The sequence below is a fragment of the Arthrobacter sp. QXT-31 genome, assembly GCF_001969265.1.
Taxonomy (GTDB): Bacteria; Actinomycetota; Actinomycetes; order Actinomycetales; family Micrococcaceae; genus Arthrobacter.
Genome location: NZ_CP019304.1, coordinates 395,625 through 414,816, shown reverse-complemented (window position 1 = coordinate 414,816; position 19,192 = coordinate 395,625). Strand labels below are relative to the sequence as shown.

Genomic DNA, 19,192 nt, shown 5'->3' with positions numbered 1-19,192 from the left:
ACCGGTGCTAGGTTTGGGCGCATGGCTACCCAAATCTTCATGAACCTGCCCGTCAAGGACCTCGACCGGTCCACGCGCTTCTTCACCGCCCTGGGCTTCACGTTCAACCAGGACTACACGGACGAGAACGCCACGTGCATGGTGATCAACGACGACGCCTATGTCATGTTCCTCGTGGAGAAGTTCTTCAAGACGTTCACCTCGAAGGAGATTGTGGACGCAACCTCGGCCACCGAAGCCATCATGGCCTTCTCCGTGGACAGCCGGGAGGCTGTGGACCAGATGGTGAGCAAGGCCTTGGCAGAAGGCGGAACAGAATCACAGCCGGTGCAGGATTACGGCTTCATGTACAGCCACAGCTTCCAGGACCCCGACGGGCACCTGTGGGAGGTCATGTGGATGGATCCGGCAGGCCCGCCCGCGGACGGGACGGCACCTGCTTCCTGACAGCGTATGTGTCCGGACGTATGGCTCATTCCATTGCGCGACCTGGATGCCGATGCCCGGGCCATCCAGCTGGGTGCGGTGGCGGAACTGGAACTCGCCCCTGGCCAGCAGGAGTTTGTGGGCGACCCCCTGCGCATGATGCTGGCGGGGCTCGAGGACCCGTCCCGCAGGCCCTATGTCATCGAGGCCGGCGGCAGGGCAGCCGGGGTGCTGACCCTGCAGTCGGGGGCAGCCCGCCTCGCGGGCTGGCCCGACGACGACTCCGCATGGCTGCTGCGCGGGTTCCTGATCGACAGGCGGCGGCAGGGCCAGGGCCTGGGACAGGCGGCAGCCTCAGCGGCGGTGGCGGCGGCCGCCAAACTGACAGCCAGGCTGGGAGGCGGGCAGGCCGGCGTCGTGCTTTCAGTCAACGAGCACAACCCCGCCGGGCAGGGAGCGTACTTGAAGGCGGGTTTTGCCGACAAAGGCGCCTATCTGGGCAGCGAGGCCGGTCCGCAGCGGACCATGTACGCCGCCTTCTGACCGTCGAACCTGCCCGAAAACACCGCCGTAACGTTGCGCCGGCACGGGGGCGTGCCTACGCTGGGTCTTGGCAGTGCACTTCAAACCTTGTTGGGGGGAAGGCTTGAAAGGGTCTTCGTCTCGGAGGCACCCGCCGGAACAGGCTGGCTCCCGGTCTCAGCACGCCTGGAGCCAGCTTTCGGCGCACCAACGGCGCCAGGATGAGGACCACGCACGGGCGCGCGCGAAGGGAAACGGTGCCCGCAGGCTCAGGAGGGCAGAGCTGCTCCTCATCGGGGCAGGCGTGGCCGCCACGCTCATCGCGGCGGCCTACCAGTACCTCGGCATCAGGAGCACCTTGGAAAGCAGCACCGCGTCCTCCCTCTATGCCCAGCAACAGGAAATCGACAGGATCTTCGTGGACAACGTGGACCTGCAGCCGTACTTCTGGCACCGCCAGGAGCTGCCGGAAGCGGCGGCGATCCGGGATCCTGCGGCGAAGCAGGAGGCACAGCAGCTGGCTGGCCGGGCCGAAGCGACGGCCCACCGGATCCTGGATCACTTTGCCCACCTGAAGTACCAGATGGGAACGCAGGCCTTCACGTCCGAGAAGACGGACTGGGAGGCGTACATGCGCCGGAGTTTCGCGGACTCACCCGTTCTGTGCCGCGCGCTGCGGGATGACCGGGAGGCCTTTGGCGGCACCGGTCCGGACTCGCTCTGGGGACGGTACGCAGCCGAATCCTGCCGGGGTGCATAACCGGAACGTGGCGCATAGCCGGGAAAAATAGTCAGACGAGTCAGACCAGACGCCGTAGTAGAGCTCGAACTAAAACAACCTGGTTGGCTGTTGTCGGATGATGCCGCATACCGCTAGATTCCGCGGTTTTTGTTGTTGGCAATGGTTGTTTGATTTCGACGGTTTGCGGACTTCTTGCGGACTTTTTGCGGACTAGAGGTGATCTTTGCCGCTATTCCTACGGGCTCGGTTTGCCCGTGTCCCGACACGCGGCGTCCTCCGCGGTTCAGGCACCGGCTGCTTATATAGGGCGTGGATAGCTTCAATGTCCGCCTCAGAAAACTTAAGGTCCGTGCCGATACGGTGATGCGACCAAGGCTTTTCTTTCAGGTGCCGATAAGCCGTGCTGCGGCTAATACCCAACATTCGAACAACATCGTCAAGGTTCCACAACACCAGATGCGCCGGGTACCTGCCCCTCCGCCCATCATCCCTACCAGGCTCAGGAACTGTGGTTGTCGTGTCAGGGGTATCTGTCATGGGTAGATGCTAACCGGCGGTCGAGTCACCCATCCAGACAGCGGGTTCCCACGTTCGACCGTCAATAGGCCCAAGGTCCGGCAATGTCCTCTCGTATTCATTCCGGTAAATCCGTAACGGGCTTATCCTTTTCACTATGAGTTCAAGCGATAAATCGCTCGACTCAGGGACGCCGGGGGGCACGAAGTCGAGTAAAGACAGAAATCCGGCCCTGTGGGGTTTGATTGGGGTCTTAGCTGGCTCCCTCATCAGCGGAGCCTTCTCTGTAGTCAATGCACAGATGGCTTACCAAGCGAGCGAAAACGCCGCGAACCGGGCACAGCAGTCCACTGAACGAAGCATTCAGGAAGAGAACAAGCGGAAACGTGATGAATTTCTGAGGGATCAGCGTGCGACTTCTTACAAGGAATTCCTGACGAACTCGAGGTTGTTTGAGGACGCACAACTGGACTATCTGTATGCCCTATCGCACCAGGAGACCCACAATGTGAACGCCTACCTAACTGAACTGGAAGTGAAGAACAGGCAGTTCGTTAATTCGGCATGGGGTATGGAATTCTTTTCCCCACAGGATCTTCAAGATACGGCGAGGGCGCTGACGACCGAGCTGTATGAGCGGTACCTGATGCTGACAAACTACAACGGATCGAGCGCTCAGTTCCAGGCGCTGACAGACCGCGTAGACCGAAACGGACGGGTAAAGATCGTGGAACTACGTCAGAAGTTCGCCGATAACGCTAGCAAGGTCCTGTCGTCCTGAGCCACCGGCCGGGCTAATAGTGCGGCGCACCGCTGCGCACGTCTACTCTGGCAGGAATCCGGGGAGCCGCTTTCCCCATTGGATGGAGCGTAGTTCGGGCGGGCATTGGTGATATTGGATGATGTCCCACTCTGAGGCTGTGAGGCGGCGAACGTTGGCCGCGGGGATCCAAGCCGAGTGGTAACGCCCTCGTCATTCTGCCAGCGGGCAGTGACCTGGTTTGGTCCCCAGCGCATAGCCTCCGCATACACCTTGACGCTGCCGCCGCCCTTTGTAAGCGGCAACTTTAAACTGACCGGAGACGGCAAATTTGATTGACCGTTCGCGGCAGTGGTTTTGACCAGTGGCGGCAAGCATTTTTGGACAGTAGCGGGCCACCCGTGGGTGGCTGGGCGTGCTGGGATTCCTCTTGTCCATCCCTCGTGTCGTTACGGGGAGAGCCCCTTCCTTCCGCGGTGAAATGGCGATGCCAATCGTGTATTTCACCCGTTGCGGGAAGGAGGGGGCTCGTTGTGAAGTCTCCAGGAGAGTTCATGGAAATATTAGCTGCTTACGATCTGACCCGGTCATACCGGGATGCCGCGAAAATCTGCGGCGTCTCACACAACACGGTGCGCTCTTACGTGAAAGCCCGTCAGGAAGGCGCGCAGGCGCCGGTGGCCCGGCAACGCGGCCGGATGACCGACCCGTTCCTGCCTCAGATGATCTCTTGGGTTGAGCAGTCCCGCGGAAAGATCCGCGGGGATGTCGTGCATGAGAAGCTCCGGGCTTTGGGGTTCACCGGGTGTGAGCGGACGACCAGGACCACTCTTGCTGAGTTGAAGGCGAAATACCGGGCCCGGAGCGTGCGGGTGCACCGGCCGTGGACGCCGGAGCCGGGTCTCTGGCTCGAGTATGACTACGGCGACGGGCCCGTCGTTGGTGGTGTGAAGACGGTTTTGTTCGTGGCCTGGCTGGCCTTCTCACGGTTCCGGGTCGTGATCGCGTTGCGGGATAAGACCATGCCGAGTGTGTTCGCCGCCCTCGACCGGACCTTCCGCCTGATCGGCGGGGTTCCGACCTACATTTTGACCGATAACGAGAAGACCGTCACGGTCGAGCACGTCGCCGGGATCCCTGTCCGCAACCACCAGATCGTGGCGTTCACCAGGCATTACTCGACGTCGTTGCAGACCTGCCTGCCGGCAGACCCTGCCTCCAAGGGCGGGGTGGAGAATGCGGTCAAGATCGCCAAGGCCGATCTCGTCCCCAAAGACACCAACCTGCTGCCCGAATACCGGTCGTTCGGCGAGCTGGAGGCTGCATGTGAGGCATTCATGGAGGAGGTGAACTCGCGGGTGCACCGGGCCACGTTGGAGATCCCGAAGGACATGCTGCAGGTGATCGAAGGCCCCAGGTTGCATCCGGTCCCGGCGACCCCGGTGACCGCGAGTTTCGGCCAGACCCGTCAGGTTCCGCCGAACACGCCCATGATCACCTTCGCCCAGTCCCGGTATTCGGTCCCGCACACCCTGATGGGGCAGATGGTGTGGGTGCGCGGCACCGACACCGAAGTGATCATCGTCCACGTAGATGCGACCGGACCGGTCGAGGTCGCACGCCACAAGCTCACCCGTCCCGGAACCCCCGCGATTATCGACGACCACTTCCCGCCCGCCCCCGCCGGCGCCCTGGAGCGGGTGATCCGCCCGACGAACACTGCCGAGGAAGAATTCCTGGCCCTCGGCGCCGGCGCCGCGCTTTGGCTCAAGGAAGCCGCCGCCGCCGGAACCCAGAAGATCAGGCACAAAATGGAACGCGCCGTCACCCTGGCCAAGGTCCTCGGCGCCGACGAGGTCGACAAAGGCCTCGGCGCGGCAGCAGTGCATCAGCGCTTCACCCACGAGGACCTGCTCTCCATCGTCAACACCGGCAGCGCGGCAGGCCACACAACCAGCACCACCCACACCGTCACAGACCAGGACCGGTGGTTGAGCCAGGGCACCAGCGCATGGGCCAGCTTCGGCACCACACCCATCGCCGCCACCAGTGACGAAGACCTTGAAGGAGCCATCGATGAGCACTAACACCATGACCCCGCCCCTGGCCGACACGTCCGTAGAGAACGTGATCGCGCTGATGCGCACCACCCGGATGCCGCACGCCCGCGCTGTCGTCGCCGACGTCCTGGCCACCGCGAAAGCCCAACGCTGGGACCCCACCGAAGTCGTGCGCGTCCTGCTCGAAGCCGAAGCCACCGGCCGGAACGCCTCGATGCTCGCCACCCGCCGCAAACGCGCCGGCTTCCCCACCGGGAAGACCTTCGACGTCTGGGACGAAGCCCTCTCCACCCTCCCGCCGGCAACAACATCGTTTCTGCGGACCCTGGAATGGGTCCGGCGGCGTGAAAACCTGATTGCCTGCGGGCCCTCCGGCACCGGCAAGACCCTGCTCCTGGAAGCGCTCGGCCAGCAAGCCATCGACCAAGGCATGTCCGTGTCCTGGCTCAGCATGGAAGACCTCGGCGCCCTTGTCCGCCGGCACCGCATCGATGACAGCGTCAACAAAGCCATCACCCGGGCCACCAACGTCGACCTGATCTGCATTGACGACATAGGCCTCTTGCCGGTTTCTGCCGACGCCGCCGAGGGCTTCTACCGCGTCGTCGAGGCCTCCTACGAGAAACGCTCCCTGGCGATCAGCTCGAACATCCACCCCTCCGGATTCGACGAGCTCATGCCCAAAACCATCGCCACCGCAACCGTGGACCGGCTCATGCACCACGCCCACCTCTGCCAAACCAGCGGCGAGTCCGTCCGGCTCATGCAAGCCCAAAACGGGAAAGGAACCCGCCCCATGAACTAACCCAAAACCGGTCAGGCGCCCCCACCAACCCGGCACGCCCGGGGCACCTGACGCTGTCCAAAAATACTTGCCGCCACCGGTCAATCACCTGCCGCCAACGGGCAAACCAACATGCCGCCACCGGTCATTTCTAGGCTGCCGTTGACAGCCCTTCAGCGGAACAGCAGCCTCCACCCTCGGCCAGTGCCCATACTCCCAAGAACGAATGTCGGCACGGTCACCCTCCACCTCCGGCGCCAGAAAGTCATACTCGACGCCGGCAAGGGAAACATGGGCATGAACCCAATACATCCGCGTCGCCGGCCCATGTTCCCTAGCAGCCGCGGGAGCGCTGCAACGTCCTGTTTCACCACGCCACATTAATGATGCTTTCGGGAACCGTGCGCTGAAGAGTGTGTGGCCATCCGAGGTCAAGGCGTGGACGGCGAAACTCAGTGCCGAAGGTCTGGCTGATTCTACGGTGTACGCCCTGCACTCCCGGATGGGGCAGCCTTTTTTTGATGACGTCCATGACGGGCTGCTGCCAAAGTCGCCGTTGAGTCGGCGCACGGCGCCGAAGGCCGGAAAACAGAGGCCGTATGTCGCCACCACCGAGCAGGTGTGGGCGTTACATGATGCGATGCCGGCTGGTCAACGTCCCGCCGTTCTACTAGCCGCGTTCGCAGGGCTTCGCGTTGCTGAGGCCGTGGCGCTGCGTGTTTCCGACGTGGACTTCATGCGCGGACTTATCTCACCCGCCATTCAGTATCCCGGCGTGGAGCTCAAGACTGAGGAGTCCAGGACGCCAATCCCGATCCCTCAGATTCTGTGCCTCGAGCTGTCGGTAAACCATGTGAAGTGGGGGAGCGAAACGCTCGTTACCGACGAGTGGGGAGCGGGCCCTGTCGCCGTACCGCCTCGAGCACTATTTCCGAGAGGCGCGGGCAACTGTCAAAGACCTGCCGGAGGGCTTCAGGTTCCACGATTTTCGGCACTACTTCGCTTCACTGCTTACTGCCCAAGGCCTTGACGTGAAGGTTGTTCAGAAGAACCTGCGACATTCATCGGCAAAGACCACGCTGGACACCTACGGGCGTATGTGGCCCGATAAGGAGGAATCCGCCAGAGCGGCTGTCGCCAAGGTGCTAGGGGAGCGGCTGAACTCACGGAGTGAGCAGCGGGCATAGGCGCATGCGGGGAAGTAAAAAGGCCGGCTTCAGGTGGTGAAACCTGGAGCCGGCCTTTTCTGTAGCGGGATTCTTGCGGACTGCCTGCGGACTACGGCCGCTTTAGCCGCGTGATCTAGCTAGACGCCGTAGTAGAGCTCGAACTCGTAGGGGTTCGGGCGCAGCGACAGCGGGCGGATCTCGTTCTCGTACTTGTACTCGATCCAGGTGTCGATCAGGTCCTGGGTGAACACGCCGCCAGCCTGCAGGAACTCGTTGTCCTCGCGCAGGGCCTCCAGGGCTTCCTCAAGGGTGCCCGGAGCCTTGGGGATGTCCTTGGCTTCCTCGGCGGGGAGCTCGTAGAGGTCCTTGTCGATCGGGGCCGGGGGCTCGATGCGGTTGCGGATGCCGTCAATGCCGGCCATCAGCTGGGCAGCGAAGGCCAGGTACGGGTTGGAGGAGGGGTCCGGAGCGCGGAACTCGATGCGCTTGGCCTTCGGGTTGGAACCCGTGATCGGGATGCGGATGCCGGCGGAGCGGTTGCCCTGCGAGTAGACCATGTTGACAGGGGCTTCGAAGCCCTTGACCAGGCGGCGGTAGGAGTTGACCGTCGGGTTGGTGAACGCGAGGACGGCGTCGGCGTGCTTCAGCAGGCCGCCGATGTACCAGCGGGCGGTGTCGGACAGGCCGGCGTAGCCCTTCTCGTCGTAGAACAGCGGCTCGCCGTTGCTCCACAGCGACTGGTGGCAGTGCATGCCCGAGCCGTTGTCACCGAAGACCGGCTTCGGCATGAAGGTGACGGACTTGCCCCAGGCGTCGGCGGTGTTCTTGATGACGTACTTGAACTTCTGCAGGTCATCAGCCGCGTGGGTCAGCGTGGTGAACTTGTAGTTGATCTCGGCCTGGCCGGCGGAGCCAACTTCGTGGTGGCTGCGCTCAACCTCGAGGCCGGCCTCGTCCAGGGCGACACACATGGCGTCACGCAGGTCGGCCTGCTTGTCGGTCGGGGAAACCGGGAAGTAACCGCCCTTGACGGGGGTCTTGTAGCCCAGGTTGCCGCCCTCTTCTTCGCGGCCGGTGTTCCAGTGGGCTTCTTCGGAGTCGATCTTGTAGAAGCTGCCCTCGGGGGAGGACTGGTACTGGACGTTGTCGAACACGAAGAACTCTGCTTCGGGAGCGAAGAACGCGGTGTCGGCGATGCCGGTGGAGGCGAGGTAGGCTTCAGCCTTCTCTGCCACGCCACGGGGGTCGCGGTGGTACGGGTCGCCCGTGCGGGGGTTCACGATGGAGAAGTTCAGCGCAAGGGTCTTCTCCATGCGGAAGGTGTCCAGGAACGCGGTGGTGACGTCCGGGATGAGCTGCATGTCAGACTCGGCGATGCCCTGGAAGCCGCGGATGGAAGAGCCATCGAACAGCTGGCCGTTGACGAAGAAGTCGGCGTCCACGCTCTTGGCGGGCACGTTGAAGTGCTGCTGAACGCCGGGGAGGTCGGTGAAGCGGATATCGATAAACCGAATGTCTTCATCTTTGATGAACTTGAGGACTTCGTCCGCAGTCTTGAACATCTATGCTCCTTACGCATATGTAATAACTGGCTGAAAAGCCAAGTGGTCCGGCGCAATCCACGGGGCGGAAGCACAAAAGTGCCCCGCTCCCGGCTCGCTGGCAACTGTTACCACCCTAGGGATTCGGGATTTCCCGTCCGTGTCCACATTGTTTCCGGCAGGTTACAGAACCTCCTGATATGTAAACGCTATACGGAGTCCACAGTGTGGTCCACGCCCATCCAGAGTGTGAACGTTCCCTGCCGCCGGCGCTTGGGTAACAGGACCGCAGGCGCTTGGGTAAACGAGGCCGCACGTGGCTCGCTAAACTTGGTAGGTGGTAGATCGCAGAGACATTGGTTCGTGGCTCACCGGACCGGACACTTCCGGCATTTCCAGGTACCCCGGGGAACGCCTGGGCTTCCCCGAATCAGGCCCCGGATCCATGGCCCGCGCTGGCCGCAGGATCCTGGCGATCATCATTGACTGGACCATTGCCCTGCTGATCAGCAACGTGTTCCTGTCGGGCAACTCCATGGCCACGCTCGCCGTCTTCGCAGTTGAACAGATCCTGCTGATCGGAACCCTCGGCTACAGCATCGGCCACCGTGCCATGGGCATCCACGTGGTGAAGCCGGACGGCTCAGCGGCCGGCCCGCTGGCCGCCCTCGTCCGCACCGTCCTGCTCTGCCTGGTGATCCCTGCGGTCATCTTCGACCCCGGCCAGCGCGGGCTCCATGACAAGGCCATGAACACGGTCCTCGTCCGCATGTAGCTGGTCCGCATGTAGCTCGTCCGCATCCAGCTGGCGGGCCGAGAGGTGCCCGCGGCGGAGCGCCCACCGCTCAAACAGGACCGTGGCGAAGGGGAAGACTGCGGAGAGGCCGGCAAACAGCGCCACGACGAATGGCCAGCGCTGCAGCCGCCACAGGACGAGGGCCGCCACGCTGTAGCCGATGAACAGTGCACCGTGTACGGGTCCGGCGATCTCCACGCCGAGTTCGGTGGTCTTGGCGATCCATTTGAAGTACATGCCAACCAGAAGGGCGGCCCAGCTGCAGGCCTCGGCGACCGCAAGCAGGCGGAACGCACGGATGACGGCGGACGGGGACGGGAATTTCACAGGAGGCTCCGGCTTCTGTAGTTGCTGGGGTCTGGCTGGTTTGCAGCATTTGGTTCAAATGGAACCTGCCGCTCAAAGGAAACGCCCCGGGGCCGGCGCAGATGCGGCGGCCACCGGGGCGGTTCAGGCGGATTAGCGTCCGCGCTGGGGGCGGGCCTTGTAAGGGTCCACGCCCTTGGGGATCGGAAGGCGGGTGCCCAGCGATGAAATGCGCTTGGACACGGCGCTGACCTCGGTCTTGGTGAGCTCCTTGTTGAGCTTGTTCATCTTCTTCGCCACCTGGCTGATGGGGACCTGACCCTCACCGCGCCCTGTTTCGATGACGTGGATGGTGACGTTGGGAAGGATGCGGGCCAGCTTTTTCCGCTCGCCTTCGATCAGCGGGCGCACGCGATGCGTGGGTCCCTCACTAACAAGGATGACGCCGGGACGCCCGATCGCGCGGAAAACGGCGTCCTGGGTCCGCGGGTTCATAGCCACGGGCTGCTCCTCGGTAATCCAGCCCCGGCGGAGCGTGCCCAGCGCGGCGCCCGAGGCACCCGGCTGGTTCTCGATCTGCGCGAACGCAGCACGTTCGGCCCGACGCGACAGGATCAGCGTGGCCGCCAGGAAACCAAGCGGGATGCCGATGATCAGGCCCGTGATCCAGTTGTCCAGAAGGAAGCCGACGAGGAAGCTGACGGCGACTACGCCCAGGAACGCCAGCAGCATGAGCCACGGAACCATGGGGTCGTGGCGGCGGGTCATGTTGAAGACCTCGCGGATCTGCTTGAGCCGGCTGGGCTTCTTCGCCTTCACGGTTTTGGGCTTGCGCCCGAAAAGTCCGCGCTTGGAGGCGTCAGCGGCCGCAGGAGTGTTGTTGCTGGAGTCAGGGGATTTCGCCATAGTGCCTTAATTCTACGTGATTCACGACAAAGGGCCGGACGCCGGAATGTTCCGGTGTCCGGCCCCTGACCGTGGGAAATGCCTGGTGCTACTGGTGCGCCGCCAGCAGGGTGCTGGCTTCCTGGCGGGTGGTTCCGGAGTCCTGGATGCCCTCGGCGATGTGGGCGAGTTCGGCGGGGATGTCGCGGCCTTTTTTGCGCATGGCGGTGGCCCAGAGCCGGCCGGCGCGGTAGGAGGAGCGGACCAGGGGGCCGGACATGACGCCGAGGAAGCCGATCTCTTCGGCTTCGTGCTGCAGGTCCACGAATTCCTGGGGTTTGACCCAGCGGTCCACGGGCAGGTGCCGCTCACTCGGGCGCAGGTACTGGGTGATGGTGATCAGGTCGCAGCCGGCCTGGTGCAGGTCACGCAGGGCCTCGGAGATTTCCTCGCGGGTTTCGCCCATTCCCAGGATGAGGTTGGATTTGGTGACCATGCCCAGGTTCCGGCCCTGGGTGATGACGTCCAGGGAGCGTTCGTAGCGGAACGCGGGGCGGATGCGCTTGAAGATCCGGGGCACGGTTTCGACGTTGTGCGCGAAGACCTCGGGTTTGGAGTCGCAGATCGCGGCGATGTGGTCGGGGTTGCCGGAGAAGTCCGGGATGAGGAGTTCGACGCCGGTGCCGGGGTTGAGTTCGTGGATCCTGCGGACGGTTTCGGCGTAGAGCCAGACGCCTTCGTCCTCGAGGTCATCGCGGGCGACGCCGGTGACGGTGGCGTACCGGAGCTGCATGGCCTGGACGGAGCGGGCGACCTTGGTGGGTTCGAACCGGTCCACGGGGGAGGGTTTGCCGGTGTCGATCTGGCAGAAGTCGCAGCGGCGGGTGCATTCGGAGCCGCCGATGAGGAAGGTGGCTTCCTTGTCTTCCCAGCATTCAAAGATGTTGGGGCAGCCGGCCTCTTCGCAGACGGTGTGCAGGCCCTCCTTCTTGACCAGGTTCTTCAGGCCGACGAATTCCGGGCCCATCTGGACCTTGGCCTTGATCCAGTCCGGTTTGCGTTCCACCGGGGTGGCCGCGTTGCGCTGCTCGATCCGCAGCATTTTCCGGCCTTCTGGTGCCAGGGTCACAGGAGAGCTCCTTCGGGGGTTGCAACTAGGGCGTCTTCATTGTTGCGCAGTTCCTCGATGATCCGCGAAACGAGATCGGCCGGGGACACATCGCGGCCCGTTTCCTGGGCGATGGTGGTCACACCGGCATCGGTGATTCCGCAGGCGATGATCTGGCCGTAGGGTGCGAGGTCGTTATTGCAGTTGATGGCGAATCCGTGCATAGTGACGCCCTGGCTGACCCTGATTCCGATGGCGGCGATCTTGCGGTCGGGACCCTTGGCATCCGCCTCGATCCACACACCTGCGCGGCCCTTGATCCGGACGGCAGCGATGCCGTAGTCAGCGAGGACCGCTATGATCACGGCCTCCAGGCGCTCCACATAGTCACGGATTCCGGCCTTGTTCTTCAGCTTGATAATCGGGTATCCGATGAGCTGGCCCGGTCCGTGCCAGGTGAGCTTGCCGCCGCGGTCCACGGGAACCACGGGGGTGCCGTCGAACGGCCGCTCATGATCCTCTGTCAGTTTTCCGGCCGTGTAGACGGCGGCGTGTTCGAGGAGGAGTACTGTGCTGGGGGCCTTGCCGGCCAGGACATTTTCATGGATTTCGCGCTGGATGTCCCAGGCGTGGCTGTAATCGACGAAATCCGGGGCAAGACCGAGCTTTGTGAACTCAAGAGTCATGCATTCCAGCTTAGACCTCAGCCGCCATCCTGCCCGATAGTGTGCCCAAGCTCTCACCCTGTTCCCGGTCACATTCCGCGCCATCCCGGGTGCCGGGCAAACGGCCAGGTCTGCCTGTGGATAACTTCTGCAGGAAATGCGGCTTTCCGGTACTCCTTAACCATGGACCAGCAGAACTTGGAGCATCACAATCCCGAATGCACCGGCCAGGAGAGCTTCAGCCCGGAAAGCCAGAGAGCGCAAATGCGGGTTCCGTCGGGGGAGGCGCCTGCTGTCGAGGGCTACTCCGTCTGCCGCCGGTTGGGCCACGGCGGCAATGCCGAAGTGTGGCTGGTCTCGCAGGACTCCACAGGAGTGAAGCTGGCCCTGAAGTGCTTCGGCAGGCCGGCAGGCAGCGAGGGATCCAGCACTCTCGAAGCCGGTGGCGGAACCGCCCGCGAGGAGGATGTCCGCCGTGAACTCCTGGTGATGTCCGTCCTGGACCACGAACACCTGGTTAAGGCCTACGGCCTTGTCAGAACCGGTGAACCCCAGGAGGGCAGCTTCGGGCTCCTGATGGACTATGCCGCCGGGGGCTCCCTCCAGCAGCTGGTCACCGCGAGGGGCCGGTTGGGCGTCGGCGAGACCGTCACCGTCCTGACGCCGATCGCGCAGGTTCTGGGCTATCTGCACGGCAAAGGGTTCACTCACTCCGACGTGGCACCCGGCAACGTTCTCTTCACCGCCCACGGAAAGCCTCTGCTGGCCGACCTGGGTGTCGCGCGGATGGTGGGCGACGCCTCCGGAGTTCCGGACCAGCGTACTGACGGCTTCGCGGATCCGGCTCCGTTGGATGCGGTCCGGGCAGGACTCCAGCCGGGACGCGACGTCTACGCGGCCGCTGCACTGGGCTGGTACTGTCTCACCGGCCAGCCTCCACCGCCGTCAGCGGCCAGGCCGCCGCTGTCCCTGCTTGTTCCGGAAGTCCCCGCCGAGCTGGCGGCAGCGCTGGAGGCGGGCCTCAGCGATGACCGGCGGCAACGTCCCGCCGCGGGTGAGTTTGCCAGGGCCGTGTACTGCAGCGCGGCCGCGGTCCCCGTAGACCTGTCCCGTTCAGTGCATGACACCGTCCTGCCAGAGCTGCTGACGCGACGGCCCCTCCCGCCGCCCGGTGGACGGCTCCGGAACTGCCTCCACTCCTGGGCCAGACGGCTGAAGACCACAGGCTGGGTCAGGGCCGTCATCCGGCTGTCGCCGCGCGGCGAAACCGCGGTTCCCTTGCCACCGCTCCCGCGTGCGGTGGCAAGGGAATCCGGGTCCGGGTCTGCCCGGCTCAACCAAGGCGTTGGGCACGCGACCGGCCGGCGGGACGCTGTCAGCCGGGCAGCCAGACACACTGCAGCCAGACACACTGCTGGCAGAGAGACTGCAACCAGACTTGCTGCAGGCAGACACATAGCGGTCGGGCACTCCTCCGCTACGCGCTCCTCCGTCAGGCATTCATCCGACAGGCGCTCCTCCGTCAGAGACAGCGCAGAGAAGCGAACCACGGACAGCACGGCGTCTGTCGCTTCGCCCGCACGGGTCCGCAGGACCGTCGGAGCCAACGGGCGCCGCAGCCGGCGGCTGGCCATGGCGGGCGGTGCGTGTACGGCGGCGGTACTTTCCGGCGCCGCACTTCTGGGACTGCCTGGCGTGGGACTGCCCGGCGCTGCACAGCAGTCAGGCCCAGTGGCGCAGAATCCGGGCCCGGAAACCGGGCAACCAGCCGCCACCGGCCAAGGCGTCCTTCCGGCTGGCAGCCCCGGATCCCCGCAGGGCGCTGTGCAGCAACAAGCCGGCGTCCCGGATGACGTACGGCGACAGCTCGCGGCAAAGGATCCCGTCGAAGCGGTGCGCGGCCTGGCGGAGCTGCGTTCGCTGGCGCTGCGGGACGGCAGGCTGAACTGGCTCGACGACGTCAACGCACCGAACACCCCTGCCCATGCCGCGGACCGGGCAATCCGCACCCATCTCGAGAGATCCGGAACAGTGGTTGCCGGGTTCAGGACCAGCCTGACCGGTCTCCGCCGCCTGCCCGAAAGCACGCCCACAAGGGCGGTGGTGGCCGCGACATCGTCGGCGACGGGCTACGAGGAGCAGGGAGTGGACGGCGGAGTCGTGGCGACGGGCGCACCGCAGCAGGCTGTCCGGCTGCGGCTGGTGCTTGTCCAGGTGGAGGGGCGCTGGCGCATCGCGGATATCCTCGCGGACTGAGTCGGCCTGAGGCGGGCTGAAGCGTCCTGAAACAGAAGGTGGACTGGCAGCGAAGGGACTACTTGCCGCTGGCCACCCAATCGGCGGCACTCGCGATCGACGGATGCTGCCAGGTGAACCCGCTGTCCTGGAGCAGCGTGGGCTCGATCCGCTGGCTGGCGAGCAGGAGTTCATCCGCCAGCTTGCCCATGACCAGGCGCAGCGCCGGGGCCGGCACGCGCAGCAGGGCGGGACGGTGGAGCGCCCCTGCCAGGGCGGCCACCAGGGTGTTCACATCCGAGGTTTCCGGCGCCGCCACATTCACGGGGCCCGAGGTCCCGGATGTCAGGAGGAACCCGAACGCGGAGCTGAGGTCGGGGAGCGTGATCCACGGCCAATACTGCCGGCCGCTGCCCAGCGGTCCGCCAATGCCGGCCCGCAGCAGGGGCAGCAGGCGGCCCAGTGCTCCGCCGGACCTGCTCAGCACGACGGCCGTCCGTGGCGTTACCACGCGGACGCCGGAGGGGGCCTCATGGGCTGCCGCTTCCCACTCGACGCAGATGCGCGCCATGATGCCCTGCCCTGCAGGGGAGCTCTCCGTCAGCAGGCTGCGGCCGGCGTCGCCGTAGTAGCCCGCACCGGACTGGCTGATGAAGGTCAGCGGCGGGGAGTCGAGGCGGCGCATGGCTGCCGCGAGCGTGCGGGTGGGGTCGAGCCGTGAACGGAACAGCTCATCGATCCGGTGTGGCGTCCACGGTCTGGCGCCGATGTTCGCGCCGGAGAGGTTAATGACGGCGTCGGCTCCGTCCAGGCAGGCCGGATCCAGGGTTCCGGTGGCGGGATCCCAGGGGATCTCCGACGGCGACGACGGCGCCCGGCGGACCAGCCGGACGACGTCGTGCCCGTCTGAGGAGAGGCGGGAAGAGAGTGCGGTTCCAATGAGCCCGGAGGCGCCGGCCATGACGATGCGCATGATCCATCTCACCATGTCCGGCACGGCGGGGCACTTCCCGGATGGCCAGGCGCACCTTGACTATGATCGAACGATGACCTCTTCGAGTTACCTCCGGTTCCCTCATGTTCACGGCGATCTGGTCACGTTTGTGGCCGAGGACGACGTGTGGATTGCCCCCATCAGCGGCGGCCGTGCGTGGCGTGTTTCGTCGCTTCAGCTTCCGGCCCGCAACCCGCGCTTCACGCCGGACGGAAAGAAGCTGGTCTGGACGGTCGTGCAGGGGACGGCCCCGGAGGTGGTCATTGCCGACGTCGACGGCGGGGGATACCGCCAGCTGACCTTCTTCGGGCACAGCACCACCCGCGTCAAGGGGTTTACGCCTGCCGGGGACATCGTGGTCACCAGCGCCTTCCGCCAGGCCGAGAGCCGCCACACCCACGCCTACCGGCTGTCCACGGAGGGAGGCTGGGCTGAGGAACTGCCGCTGGGACCGGTCGAGTCCGTGGCGTTCGGCCCGGAACTCGGTGACGAAAAGCCCGTGGTGGTGGGCAGCGTGCTGTCCCGCGAGCCGGCCTGGTGGAAGCGCTACCGTGGCGGCACCGCCGGAAAGCTCTGGATCGACAGTGACGGCAACGGCGAGTTCGAGCGGCTCCTCCCGGAACTCGACGGCAACCTCGCCGACCCCATGTGGGTGGACGGGCGCATCGCCTTCCTCTCGGACCACGAAGGCTACGGCAACCTGTACTCGGTCCTGGCCGGCGGCGGAGACCTGCGGCGCCACACCGACCACGAGGACTTCTATGTCCGCCACGCAGCCACGGACGGCAAGCGCGTGGTCTTCGAATCGGCGGGTGAACTCTGGCTGCTGCATGACCTTGGATCGGACGCTGTCCGGCTGGACATAACGCTCGGATCGGCGTCCCAGGGCCGCCGTCCTGCGCTCCTCAAGGTCTCCAAGCACCTCGGTGACGTGCGGCCGGACACCAAGGGGGACGCCAGCGCGGTGGAGTCCCATGGAACAATCCACTGGCTGCGGCACAAGGACGGCCCGTCCCGCGTGGTCGAGGCTACGGCAGGCGTGCGCGCCCGCCTGCCGCGTCCCCTTCCGGACGGCCGCATCGCCTACGTGGCGGATCACGACGGCGATGAAGCCCTTTTCATCCGGGAAGTCGCCCCGCAGGTTCCTGCCCACGATGGCGCGGCCGGCGCTGCTGCAAAACCGGCCGCAGCTGCCAGTGCCGCAGCTGTCAATGCCGGCGCTGCCGCCGGGACTGCATCCGCCGGTGTCCAGCAGGAGGCAGTGTCCCCGGCCGTGTCCCTGCCCAGGCCCGTTTCCGCCGCCGGTATAGCTGGGCCAGGTGCCGCCGGTGCCCGCGCCACTCATCCGGTGGCCGATGACGCCGCCGCCGACCTCGCTCCCGCGGAGGCAGCAGCCGGGACCGCGGCCAGCCAGGCCACCGGCAGTGTTGCGGCCGGATCAAGCCCCTTTACGGTCCGCTTCCCCAAACCAACACGGGCCAGTGCGATGGAAGCCAGCCCGGACGGCCGCTGGCTCGCCGTCGGCACCGCGTTCGGGGACGTGTACATCGCTGACACCCGGGACGGCACGCTGACCGCCGTAACCAGCATCGGCGAGGGCAGCATCGAGGACCTCGCGTGGTCGCCGGACTCCGCTTGGCTCGCCTGGTCCGAACCCGTGACGTCCTTCGGGTCGCGCAGCCGCCTGCGGCTGGTTCGCGCCGCCGCTGCGGAGGCCAACGCCGCTGATGCCCAAGCCACTGACGCCAAAGCCACTGACGGCCAGGCCGGGAAGCCAGCGATCGTCGAGGTGACGGACGGGCGCTTCCGGGACGAATCGCCGTCGTTCTCCCCGGACGGGAAGTTCCTGGCCTTCCTCTCCAACCGCAGTTTTGATCCCGTGTACGACGGCCATTCCTTTGACCTGTCCTTCCCCAGCCCGATCAAGCCCTACCTCGTGGCCCTGGCAGCGGACACCGCCTCGCCGTTCGGGCCCAGCGTGGCGCTGCCAGACGGCGCCGACGGGGAGGACGAGGGAGCAGTTCAGGCTGACGCGGCCGCTGAGGGGCAGCCCGTGCCCGCCGTCAGGGTGGACGCAGAAGGCCTCGCCCACCGGGTGATCAGCGTCCCGGTCCCGCAGGGGAATTACTCCGCCCTGGCCGCCGCCGACGGTGCGCTGCTGTGGCTCGACAGCGCCCTCGCCGGAGTCACCGGGGAGGGCAGGGCCAGCCTGGAGGACAAGAACGCCGCCCCGAGCCTGGTCCGCTTCGACCTGGCCAAGCGCAAGGCCACCACCCTCGTGGAGGCCCTGCACAGCTACCGACTCTCCGGCGACGGCAAGAAGGTGGTCCTGGTCCACGACAAGCAGATCCGGGTGGTGCCCTCGGACGCCAAGGCCGACGAGGACTCCGGCCAGGTGGTCAAGGTGGACCTCACCCGCATCCGCGTCCTGATGGATCCGCTCAGCGTGTGGGGGCAGGCGTTCGACGAGGCGTGGCGGCTGCAGCGCGACTTCTTCTGGACCGAGGACATGGCGGGCCAGGACTGGGATTCCGTCCGCGCCCGCTACCGTCCCATCGTGGACCGGCTCGGATCCCACGACGACCTCGTGGACCTGCTGTGGGAGCTGCACGGCGAACTGGGCACGTCGCACGCCTACGTGCGCCCTGCGGCTGCCACCGAAAACGGCAGCAACGGCCAGGGCCGGCTGGGCGCCGACCTCGCGTTCACCGGCGAAGGCTGGGAAATCGAACGCATCCTGGCCGGCGAATCATCGGACCCGCTGGCCACATCGCCCCTGACCCGGCCGGGCGCCGACGCCAAGGCAGGCGACGTCCTGTTGGCGATCGACGGCGTGCGCCTCACGGAATCGCTGACCCCGGCCATGCAGCTGGTGGGCGCGGCCGGGCGTGCGGTGGAACTGACCATTCGCAACGGCGCCGGCCACGGCCCGGCAGCGGGGGAGCAGCGTCGCATCGCCGTCGTCCCGATCAGGGATGAGGAGCGGCTCCGGTACCAGGACTGGGTCAATGCCAACCGCCGCACGGTGCGTGAGGCATCCGACGGCAAGTTCGGCTACCTGCACATCCCGGACATGCTGGCCAACGGCTGGGCGCAGCTGCACCGGGACCTGGACACCGAGACGGCGCTGGACGGCCTGATCGTGGACGTCCGCCGCAACCGCGGCGGGCACACCTCCCAGCTCGTGGCCGAACTGATCGGGCGCAAAGTGACCGGCTGGAGCATGCCCCGTGGCGAAAAGCCGCGGACCTATCCGCACCACGCCCCGCGCGGTCCCGTCATCATCCTCGCCGACGAATTTGCCGGCTCCGACGGCGACATCATCACCCAGGTCTCCAAGCTGCGGGGCATCGGCCCTGTGATCGGCACCCGCACCTGGGGCGGCGTCGTCGGCATCGACAATCGGTTCACCCTGGCCGACGGGACCGGCGTGACCCAGCCCCGGTACGCCACCTGGTTCGGCGGAGGCGTGGGCTGGAGCGTCGAAAACCACGGCGTCGCTCCCGACATCGAGGTGACGTTCCCGCCGCACGCCTACGCGGCCCGCCAGGACCCGCAGCTGGAATCCGGCATCACGGCGCTGAAGGAGATGGTGCAGGAGCTGCCGACGGACCGGCCGCCGGCCCGTGAGGGCTACCGCCGGCTGCGCCCGGCTCCGCTGCCGGCCCGCCGGCACAGCTAGA

16 protein-coding genes and 1 pseudogene are annotated in these 19,192 nt (G+C 65.6%); 10 read left to right on the top strand and 7 right to left on the bottom strand.

Translation table 11 applies throughout. The features are described from left to right. Positions 1 to 21: 21 nt before the first annotated feature. From BWQ92_RS02020 to BWQ92_RS02010, 3 genes are all read left to right on the top strand, one after another. Positions 22 to 447 (top strand): VOC family protein, encoded by a 426-nt coding sequence (locus tag BWQ92_RS02020; protein WP_076798004.1) that lies wholly within the window; start codon positions 22 to 24, stop codon positions 445 to 447. A 6-nt stretch (positions 448 to 453) separates the two neighbouring features. Beyond that, positions 454 to 969: a GNAT family N-acetyltransferase gene (locus BWQ92_RS02015; protein WP_076798003.1), complete on the top strand. Its 516-nt coding sequence runs from the start codon at positions 454 to 456 to the stop codon at positions 967 to 969. Between the two features lie 283 nt (positions 970 to 1,252). Next, positions 1,253 to 1,708 carry a hypothetical protein gene (locus tag BWQ92_RS02010; RefSeq protein WP_076798002.1) on the top strand — a complete coding sequence of 152 codons (456 nt, stop codon included), beginning with the start codon at positions 1,253 to 1,255 and terminating at the stop codon, positions 1,706 to 1,708. Positions 1,709 to 1,900: 192 nt separating this feature from the next. Here BWQ92_RS02010 and BWQ92_RS24670 read toward each other — a convergent pair whose 3' ends face one another. Beyond that, positions 1,901 to 2,227: a helix-turn-helix domain-containing protein gene (locus tag BWQ92_RS24670; protein WP_083706200.1), complete on the bottom strand. Its 327-nt coding sequence runs from the start codon at positions 2,225 to 2,227 to the stop codon at positions 1,901 to 1,903. Between the two features lie 136 nt (positions 2,228 to 2,363). Between BWQ92_RS24670 and BWQ92_RS02000 the strand changes: the two genes are divergently transcribed. From BWQ92_RS02000 to BWQ92_RS24135, 4 genes are all read left to right on the top strand, one after another. Further along, complete coding sequence (locus BWQ92_RS02000) at positions 2,364 to 2,987, top strand: hypothetical protein (protein WP_157365084.1); 624 nt, start codon at positions 2,364 to 2,366, stop codon at positions 2,985 to 2,987. Positions 2,988 to 3,499: 512 nt separating this feature from the next. Beyond that, the gene (gene istA / locus BWQ92_RS01995) at positions 3,500 to 5,053 is read left to right on the top strand and encodes an IS21 family transposase (protein ID WP_076797999.1); all 1,554 of its coding nucleotides are present in this window, start codon (positions 3,500 to 3,502) and stop codon (positions 5,051 to 5,053) included. Beyond that, on the top strand, positions 5,043 to 5,831 hold the full coding sequence (locus BWQ92_RS01990) for an ATP-binding protein (protein WP_076797998.1): 789 nt from the start codon (positions 5,043 to 5,045) through the stop codon (positions 5,829 to 5,831). The genes istA and BWQ92_RS01990 overlap by 11 nt, the downstream gene beginning before the upstream one ends. A gap of 881 nt (positions 5,832 to 6,712) precedes the next feature. Continuing rightward, positions 6,713 to 6,997, top strand: a complete 285-nt coding sequence (locus BWQ92_RS24135) for a tyrosine-type recombinase/integrase (protein ID WP_335633108.1) — start codon at positions 6,713 to 6,715, stop codon at positions 6,995 to 6,997. Between the two features lie 119 nt (positions 6,998 to 7,116). On the opposite strand, the gene glnA is transcribed toward BWQ92_RS24135, so the two are convergent. Further along, positions 7,117 to 8,541, bottom strand: a complete 1,425-nt coding sequence (gene glnA, locus BWQ92_RS01980) for a type I glutamate--ammonia ligase (RefSeq protein WP_076797997.1) — start codon at positions 8,539 to 8,541, stop codon at positions 7,117 to 7,119. 316 nt (positions 8,542 to 8,857) lie between these two features. Between glnA and BWQ92_RS01975 the strand changes: the two genes are divergently transcribed. Next, on the top strand, positions 8,858 to 9,295 hold the full coding sequence (locus tag BWQ92_RS01975; protein WP_076797996.1) for an RDD family protein: 438 nt from the start codon (positions 8,858 to 8,860) through the stop codon (positions 9,293 to 9,295). Between the two features lie 36 nt (positions 9,296 to 9,331). Here BWQ92_RS01975 and BWQ92_RS01970 read toward each other — a convergent pair. The 4 genes and pseudogenes from BWQ92_RS01970 to lipB form a co-directional block, all read right to left on the bottom strand. Next, positions 9,332 to 9,643 (bottom strand): annotated as a pseudogene (locus BWQ92_RS01970) (DUF3817 domain-containing protein); the annotation flags it as partial. A gap of 132 nt (positions 9,644 to 9,775) precedes the next feature. Next, entirely contained in the window at positions 9,776 to 10,528 is a 753-nt protein-coding gene (locus BWQ92_RS01965) for a DUF4191 domain-containing protein (RefSeq protein WP_076797995.1), read from the bottom strand. 88 nt (positions 10,529 to 10,616) lie between these two features. After that, a complete protein-coding gene (lipA, locus tag BWQ92_RS01960) occupies positions 10,617 to 11,636 on the bottom strand; it encodes a lipoyl synthase (protein WP_076797994.1) in 1,020 nt (339 codons plus the stop codon). Continuing rightward, the gene (gene lipB / locus BWQ92_RS01955) at positions 11,633 to 12,301 is read right to left on the bottom strand and encodes a lipoyl(octanoyl) transferase LipB (protein WP_076797993.1); all 669 of its coding nucleotides are present in this window, start codon (positions 12,299 to 12,301) and stop codon (positions 11,633 to 11,635) included. The genes lipA and lipB overlap by 4 nt, the downstream gene beginning before the upstream one ends. A 243-nt stretch (positions 12,302 to 12,544) precedes the next feature. Here lipB and BWQ92_RS01950 point away from each other — a divergent pair, with 243 nt between their 5' ends. Next, a complete protein-coding gene (locus BWQ92_RS01950; RefSeq protein ID WP_083706422.1) occupies positions 12,545 to 14,536 on the top strand; it encodes a protein kinase domain-containing protein in 1,992 nt (663 codons plus the stop codon). A gap of 58 nt (positions 14,537 to 14,594) precedes the next feature. Here the strand turns inward: BWQ92_RS01950 and BWQ92_RS01945 are convergent, their stop codons facing one another. Continuing rightward, positions 14,595 to 15,488, bottom strand: coding sequence for a TIGR01777 family oxidoreductase (locus BWQ92_RS01945; protein WP_076797991.1), 894 nt, complete (start codon positions 15,486 to 15,488; stop codon positions 14,595 to 14,597). A gap of 73 nt (positions 15,489 to 15,561) precedes the next feature. Between BWQ92_RS01945 and BWQ92_RS01940 the strand changes: the two genes are divergently transcribed. Further along, positions 15,562 to 19,191, top strand: a complete 3,630-nt coding sequence (locus BWQ92_RS01940; RefSeq protein WP_076803454.1) for a S41 family peptidase — start codon at positions 15,562 to 15,564, stop codon at positions 19,189 to 19,191. The last annotated feature ends 1 nt before the right edge of the window (position 19,192 follow it).